General features: G+C 35.5%; 8 protein-coding genes. 1 reads left to right on the top strand and 7 read right to left on the bottom strand.

Going from position 1 to position 7,339, the window contains the following annotated elements:
• Positions 1-108 precede the first annotated feature (108 nt).
• Positions 109-867 (top strand): sulfotransferase family 2 domain-containing protein, encoded by a 759-nt coding sequence (locus AC6CHU_RS01710; protein WP_498119830.1) that lies wholly within the window; start codon positions 109-111, stop codon positions 865-867.
• Positions 868-965: 98 nt separating this feature from the next.
• Here AC6CHU_RS01710 and AC6CHU_RS01705 read toward each other — a convergent pair whose 3' ends face one another.
• The 7 genes from AC6CHU_RS01705 to AC6CHU_RS01675 all read right to left on the bottom strand — a co-directional run bounded on the left by AC6CHU_RS01705 (position 966) and on the right by AC6CHU_RS01675 (position 7,310).
• Positions 966-1,994, bottom strand: coding sequence for a mannose-1-phosphate guanylyltransferase (locus AC6CHU_RS01705; protein ID WP_498119828.1), 1,029 nt, complete (start codon positions 1,992-1,994; stop codon positions 966-968).
• 114 nt (positions 1,995-2,108) lie between these two features.
• Positions 2,109-3,035 (bottom strand): GDP-mannose 4,6-dehydratase, encoded by a 927-nt coding sequence (locus AC6CHU_RS01700; protein ID WP_498119826.1) that lies wholly within the window; start codon positions 3,033-3,035, stop codon positions 2,109-2,111.
• Positions 3,036-3,037: 2 nt separating this feature from the next.
• Positions 3,038-3,997: a GDP-mannose 4,6-dehydratase gene (gene gmd / locus AC6CHU_RS01695; protein ID WP_498119824.1), complete on the bottom strand. Its 960-nt coding sequence runs from the start codon at positions 3,995-3,997 to the stop codon at positions 3,038-3,040.
• A gap of 305 nt (positions 3,998-4,302) precedes the next feature.
• On the bottom strand, positions 4,303-4,761 hold the full coding sequence (locus tag AC6CHU_RS01690) for a dTDP-4-dehydrorhamnose 3,5-epimerase family protein (RefSeq protein ID WP_498119823.1): 459 nt from the start codon (positions 4,759-4,761) through the stop codon (positions 4,303-4,305).
• On the bottom strand, positions 4,758-5,600 hold the full coding sequence (rfbD, locus tag AC6CHU_RS01685; RefSeq protein WP_498119821.1) for a dTDP-4-dehydrorhamnose reductase: 843 nt from the start codon (positions 5,598-5,600) through the stop codon (positions 4,758-4,760). Before rfbD ends, AC6CHU_RS01690 begins: the two co-directional genes overlap by 4 nt.
• Positions 5,601-5,616: 16 nt before the next feature.
• Complete coding sequence (gene rfbB / locus AC6CHU_RS01680; protein ID WP_498119819.1) at positions 5,617-6,567, bottom strand: dTDP-glucose 4,6-dehydratase; 951 nt, start codon at positions 6,565-6,567, stop codon at positions 5,617-5,619.
• The gene (locus AC6CHU_RS01675) at positions 6,564-7,310 is read right to left on the bottom strand and encodes a sugar phosphate nucleotidyltransferase (protein ID WP_498119817.1); all 747 of its coding nucleotides are present in this window, start codon (positions 7,308-7,310) and stop codon (positions 6,564-6,566) included. Before AC6CHU_RS01675 ends, rfbB begins: the two co-directional genes overlap by 4 nt.
• Between the last annotated feature and the right edge of the window lie 29 nt (positions 7,311-7,339).

The following is a 7,339-nucleotide window of genomic DNA, read 5'->3' as shown; positions in this document are numbered from 1 at the left end:
CTACTATGCTAAGTAATCAATTTTTTATATTTTTTACTATATATTTAGAACGTATTTTAGAAAAGTTTCATATTTTAATGGAGAAATCCTTTTAAGAGGTGATATTTATTGAAAGATAACAAATTATTAATACATCTTCACTTGGCAAAAACAGGCGGGACAACTTTAAATCATATTATTAATAATAACTACGAAAAGGAAGCAACCTACCATATTTACACTGCTGATCAAAAAGAAAAAACCAAAATGTTCAACGAGATATCACTAAAAAATCCTGTATGTGTTCAAGGTCATTTCCCTTTTGGTGTCCATAAATATTTTAAGAACAAATCTGAGTATGTTACTTTAATTAGAAATCCAATTGATCGTATAATTTCTGAATACTATTTCATCCAAAGCTTCTCTTGGCCACCTTGGCTCGATAAGAAAAATCCTGCTCATCAAAAAATAGTAAATTTTAGTTTCGAAGAGCACATCCGGCAGCCTGGTAATAAAAACAAACAAGTTCGATTTATATCCGGCAATCAAAAAATCCAATTAAATAAAACTGATTTGGATACGGCCATTCATAATATAAATAACTTTTTTGTTGTAGCCGGAATTACTGAAAAATTCGATGAATCTTTATTTTTGATGAAAGAGAAACTTGACTGGAAAAATGTCCACTATCAGCGTACTAACGTTACAAAAAAGAGACCTCGCCTCAACGACTTATCAAGTAATCTCATTAAACTTATTGAAAAAAATAATCGTTTGGACATTGAATTGTATAATTTTGCAAAAAAAAGACTAAATGACCAAATTCATCAATTAGATAGTGAAGACAAGTCAAAGCTAAAATCCTTTTTATCCCAGGCCAATAATTAAAGAGACTGAGTATAAATAATTGTTAATTCTAAGGCATACTAAATACTAACTGATATAAAAAGTAAAAAGGTATCTTATAAATAAGGAAGCTGTTGGTTTTATTCACCAACAGCTTTTGTATTAGAAAGTAAATTAAGAGCCTTTTTAATTTCTTGTTCCTGGGATTTATGACATATGAGCAAACCATCGGCAGTTGACACAATAATTAAATCACTTACACCCAACACGACTAGATCCTGGTTATCAGATATTATTGTGCAATTGCTGGAGGACAAGACATTGACATTTCCAATTAAAATATTTTCACCGCTGTCCTGATTATATATTCTCTCTAACGACCTCCATGTTCCCAGATCATCCCACTCGAATTTGGCGGGAATAGTATATATGCAATTTACTTTTTCTAGTATTGCGTAATCAACAGAAATTTTAGGGAGTTTAGAGTAAACTTCTTTAATTTGGCTTTGATTGTTTTTTAATGTGTTCCATAGATAATATTGATATTTTTCCATATAGTGGGCAATAGTTGACGGTTTCCATATGAAAATTCCGCTATTCCAAAACACATTATCACTGTTTAAAAGTTTTTCCGCATACTTTTCAGTGGGTTTTTCGATAAACCTCTCTACTTTCAGTATTTTATCTGCTTTTTCACTAGCCGCTTTTATATAACCGTAACCTGTTTCCGGCCTGGTTGGATTTATACCAAGCGTAACAATATTATTATCTTTTTCAGCAATCTTTTCTGCTAAATGCAGTGACTCTTTAAGTTCTGCAGCATCAGAGATATACTGGTCAGCTGGACACATTACTAAAACTTCATCGTCTAGCTTTTCCTGAAAAAACATAGCTGTAAGTGCAACACACGGGGCTGTATCTCTTCGTTCAGGTTCCAAAATGATTTGTTCTTGAGGCAAATTTGGTAATTGGTCGATTACCAATTGTTTGTACTCTTCTGTTGTGACTACAAAGATTTTATCAATAGAAAGCCATTCTTTATATCGGTCAAAGGTTTCTTGAATCATAGTTTTTTTTGAGATTAATGACAAAAACTGTTTGGGTTTTTTTTCAATACTCCATGGCCAAAATCTTGTTCCTTGTCCGCCCGCCATTATTACTACCTTCACCTTTTTAAGCCACCCCCTTATTTTAGTCATATATATTTATATGTGGACAAACAGCGCTGCGAAAGGGCAGAAAACTAGTTTTTGCTGATTTTGGGGGCAGTTTAACATTAAAGGCTACTTTAGTACCTCAGCGCGCCAAAACTGATAGATATCATGCAGAGACTTTTCTATAGATATTAAGGGTTTCCACTTGGTTTCCTTTAAAAGTTTCTCATTACAGCCAATAAGGGTTACGATTTCTGAGGGTCTCATTTTTGAGTCATCAACTACTATTTCTATTGGAGTTTTAGAGAAATCCAGGAGTATATTTAATATTTCTTTTATTTCTGTTCCTTTTCCGGAACAAACATTATAAATTTGACCCGCGTTTCCATTAACGGCAATTTCATAATAAGCAGCTACAATATCCCGAACATCGGTAAAATCTCTTATAGTATCTAAGTTACCTATTTTCATTATTCTTTGCTTTGTTTTACTTTTATTAATTAATGCAATTTGATGAGCGAAGTCTGAAGTTACAAATCCCAGCCGCTGGCCGGGACCAATGTGATTAAACGGCCTAACATGAATAACATTCATGTTATCAGCAGTGTAATATTGTCTTGCAAGCATGCTAACTGCTGTTTTACTAATCCCATACGGACTTATGGGGTTTAGAAGGTCGTTTTCAGATACCTTTATTTTGACTGTTCGTCCATATTCTTCTGAAGACCCAATAGTAATTACTCTTATTCCTTTATTTACTTTTTTAACCGCTTCCAGAAGATTTATAGTTGTGATGATGTTTGCTTCCATCACCTCTCTTCTTTCAGCCCATGAATATTTCACATTACTTATCCCTGCTAAATGAAAAATATGGCTGGGCTGAATATCTTTTAATAGAGAGACAATTTCTTCTTGGGACAATAAATCCAGGACTATCCAATTTTTTTCTTTTCTTCTTATTCTTGATGTACCATATACAGGAATGGACTGCAGGCTAAGATACTGTTGCAGATGTTGGCCAACAAAACCTGAGACACCAGTAATTAAGGCTTTCATATCTAACTCATTAACCTCTTAAGATCATTATCAACCATCATGGCAACTAAGTCGCCAAAAGATACATCGGGCTTCCAGCCTAGTTTTTTCTTAGCCTTTGTAGGATCACCTAATAATAAATCAACCTCTGCAGGCCGCATAAATCTCGGGTCCTGTACTACATAATCTTTCCAGTTTAGTCCAACATGGGCAAAAGCAATTTCTACAAACTCCTTTACTGTATGGGTTTCTCCAGTTGCGATGACGTAATCATCCGGATTATCCTGCTGAAGCATTGACCACATTGCTTTTACATAATCTCCAGCAAAACCCCAATCACGCTTTGCATCCAAATTTCCTAAACGCAATTCATTTTGCATACCTAATTTTATTTTTGCCACAGCATCTGTTATTTTACGTGTTACAAATTCAATCCCTCTACGAGGCGATTCATGATTAAACAAAATCCCCGAACACGTATACATATCAAAACTTTCACGGTAATTCACTGTAATCCAATGTCCATACACTTTTGCTGCACCATATGGACTTCTAGGGTAAAAAGGTGTGTTTTCACTTTGGGGAGTTTCAACCACTTTACCAAACATTTCACTGCTGGATGCCTGATAAAAGCGGGCATTTGGCTTAATCAGCCTTACTGCTTCCAGTAAGTTTGTAACCCCAAGTGCTGTTACCTGCCCTGTAAATATCGGCTGTGGCCATGAATCAGCTACAAATGACTGAGCGGCTAAATTATATACTTCATCAGGCTGTGAAACTTTTATAGCTTCAATTAATGATGCTGCATCTAGAAGGTCACCTGATATAAAGTGGATATCACCTTTTATGTGGTTTATATTTTCAAAGTTTGGGGTGGAGGATCTTCTTTTTAATCCATACACTTGATATCCCTTACTTAGTAAAAGCTCTGCCAGGTACGAACCATCCTGTCCAGTAATTCCCGTAATCAAGGCCTTTTTCATCTTATCAGCTCCAAGGATTGTATTTATTTGAATCATTATATTTATATGAAATCCAGAGATCTATTGAGTAGTCTAATAAACTAGTTTTTAAATTTTGTCTCTATGCTAAGCGAAATATTTTGATAAGTCTTACTTTTAAAACTATTGCTGGAGAAAATTGATATGTGCTTTGGGGAAATCAGCAGATATTTAGTCAAATGTTACTGACATTGGAGTATCCTCTAAAATAAGAGTTCACTATACAAAAAAACACAATAAAACACTTAATCAGGTTTTAATTGTGCTTTTTCATTTTTTATAAGATTTTATCTGAATTTTGTTTCCCAATTAAAGTTTATTCTTGGATCATTCCATGCAATGCGTTTCTCGTCTGGTTCTTCTTTATTATATGACTTGGTTGTAAAATAAATAATCACTGCAGGTTCTTGGCCAAGCACTCTATATCCATGAGCAACTCCTTTAGGAATCAAAAGCATAATTGGGTTCTCTTCACCCATGTAATATACATCAGTTTTACCTTTTGTGGGAGAATCGGTCCTAAGATCAAATAATACAACCTGTGCATTGCCGGATGGAAAGAACCAGAGATCATCCTGGTTTTCATGATAGTGAAATGCTTTGATTACTCCTGGATAGCTCATGGACCATGAAGCCTGACCAAAATTAGATAAGAATTGCTTTTCATCATCACGAACAAGTTCTGCAAAAAAGCCCCTGTCATCACAATGTTTAATCAGCTTTTTAACCCGTACACCTTCTATCATTCATGAATCTCCTTTCGTATAAATTCATTTAAAGCTTCTCGCCAGTGTCTCGGGGACTTAATATTTTCTTCTGCTAACGAATTTTGTCCTAGTACTGAATAGCTTGGCCTTAGTGCAGCTGCTCCATATTCTTTGGTTGTTATTGGTTGTATAAGTTCCTGATTAAATCCAGCTTCCTGAAAAATAGCCTTTGCAAAGTCATACCAGCTGCATGAACCAGTATTGCTTACATGATAAATGCCATTCTTTTTATTTAGTAAAGGTATTATTGTATCGACCAGATCATTTACATAAGTTGGAGAGCCAATCTGATCGTTAACTACTTTTATTTCTTTTTTTCTCTTTCCTAAATCCAACATAGTTTTAACAAAGTTTTTTCCATCATGCCCATACAGCCATGAGGTCCGAATAATCGTACCATTATTCAGCTGCTTTACTAATTCTTCACCAAGCCATTTACTCATTCCATAGACAGATAGCGGGTTTGGTCCGTCATCCTCATTGTATGGCTTCATATTTTTACCGTCGAACACATAATCTGAGCTAATATAAAACATCCGCGCTTCAATGCTGGCTGCTGCCTGTGCTACATACCCCGCACCAAGCCCATTAACTTCAAAGGCTTTTTTCTGTTCATTTTCGCATTGATCCACTGCAGTATATGCTGCTGCATGGATAATTAAGTCTGGTTTTACTCTGTATATTATTCTTTCTACTTCATCTTTTTGGGTGATGTCTAATTCATTTCTTCTCAAACCAACTATCTTATGGCTGGGAGATAACTTTTTTACTAGTTGCTTTCCTAATTGACCTTGTGCTCCAGTAATTAATATAGTCATCCTTATCACCTGCTCTTCATTTTGCCCGATCATACCAATCTATTGTTTTTTGTAGGCCGTCTTCGAAAGAGACAAGCGGATTCCACCCCAACTGCTTAGATATTTTCGAAGAATCCATTGCATACCTGCGGTCATGACCCGGACGGTCTGTGACATGTTTAATCAAATCCGGGTTTTTACCAAGCTTATTCAGAATAATCTCTATCACTTCCCGATTGGTTTTCTCTTCTGAGCCACCTATATTATAAATTTCTCCTGGTTCACCTTTTTCAAGAACCAATCGAATGGCACGGCAATGATCAGTAACAAAAATCCAGTCCCGGATATTTAAACCATCACCATATAACGGTATCTCTTTATCCATCTTTGCATGTTCTATCGTTTTTGGGATGAATTTTTCCAAGTGCTGCGCAGGTCCAAAGTTATTGCTGCATCTTGTAATAATTAGAGGGAGTTGGTGTGTATTAAAGTAAGATCTGACCAGCAGGTCTGCGCTTGCTTTACTTGCGGAATAAGGATTGTTCGGTCGAAGAGGAGTTTCTTCTGTAAATGGCGGTTCTTCCGGCAATAGGGAACCATATACTTCGTCTGTTGAAATTTGAATCATTTTATTTGCTTTCCCCTCTAGAACAAATTGGAGGAGATTGAATGTACCAATAATATTGGTTTTAATGAACGGTGCAGCATCTTCTATGCTACGATCTACATGTGACTCCGCAGCAAAATTGATAATGGCATCATATGTTTGATCAAAAACTTTATCCAATTCTTTTTTATCACTGATGTCACATTTGAAGAAACGATACCTGTCATTTTGGTCGAACTGTTTCATGTTCTCACGAATTCCAGCATAGGTGAGAGAATCAATATTTGTTATTTGGCAAGGGGAGTTATTTAACATATATGAAATAAAGTTAGATCCTATAAACCCTGCACCGCCGGTTACCAGGAGATGTGTTTTTTTCAATTTACTTCCCCCTTAGATGTAACTTGGTTATCATGAGTAAGCTGAGCAGCTTTATATAGAGAATCAAGTGTTCCTGCATCCGTCCACCAGCCTTTTAAAATGTCATACTGAAGCTGGTTATTTTTAATATATAAATTATTTACATCCGTTATCTCAAGTTCATTTCTTTTTGAAGGCTCAATCGCTTTTATAAATTCAAAGACTTTTGGGTCATACATATATATGCCTGTTACACAATACGAAGAAGGAGGGCTGCTTGGTTTTTCTATAATAGATAGAATTCGCTGTTTAACGGGATCTAAACAAGGGACGCCATACCTTTCAGGATCTTTAACTTCTTTAAGCAGGACCCTCGCTCCTTTATCTTGTTTCTCAAAGTTTTGAATATAAGGTAATAATGAATCTTCAAATATATTATCACCTAGAACCGCAACAAAATTTTCTCCATTAGTAAATTTTTTGGCACTCATAAGTGCATCAGCAATTCCTCCACCCTCATTTTTCTGAGCTTTGAAATGGAGTTTAACATTTAACTTCTCTCCATTTCCTAAAATTGCCTTAAATGCACAAAGGTCATTTTCATTTGTAATTATTAGGATCTCGTTTAAACCTGCCTCCCTCAATCTAATAATTGGCCAATATATCATTGGATAAAATCCAACTGGTAAGAGGTGTTTATTGATGATGAGGGTAAAGGGTCTCAACCGCGATCCAGTACCACCAGCAAGGATAACCCCTTTCATCCATTCTCCACCTTTCATCTGTTAAATTA

This window comes from Cytobacillus sp. GQ23 (genome assembly GCF_059758675.1).
This window is presented reverse-complemented; position numbering and strand designations above follow the sequence as displayed.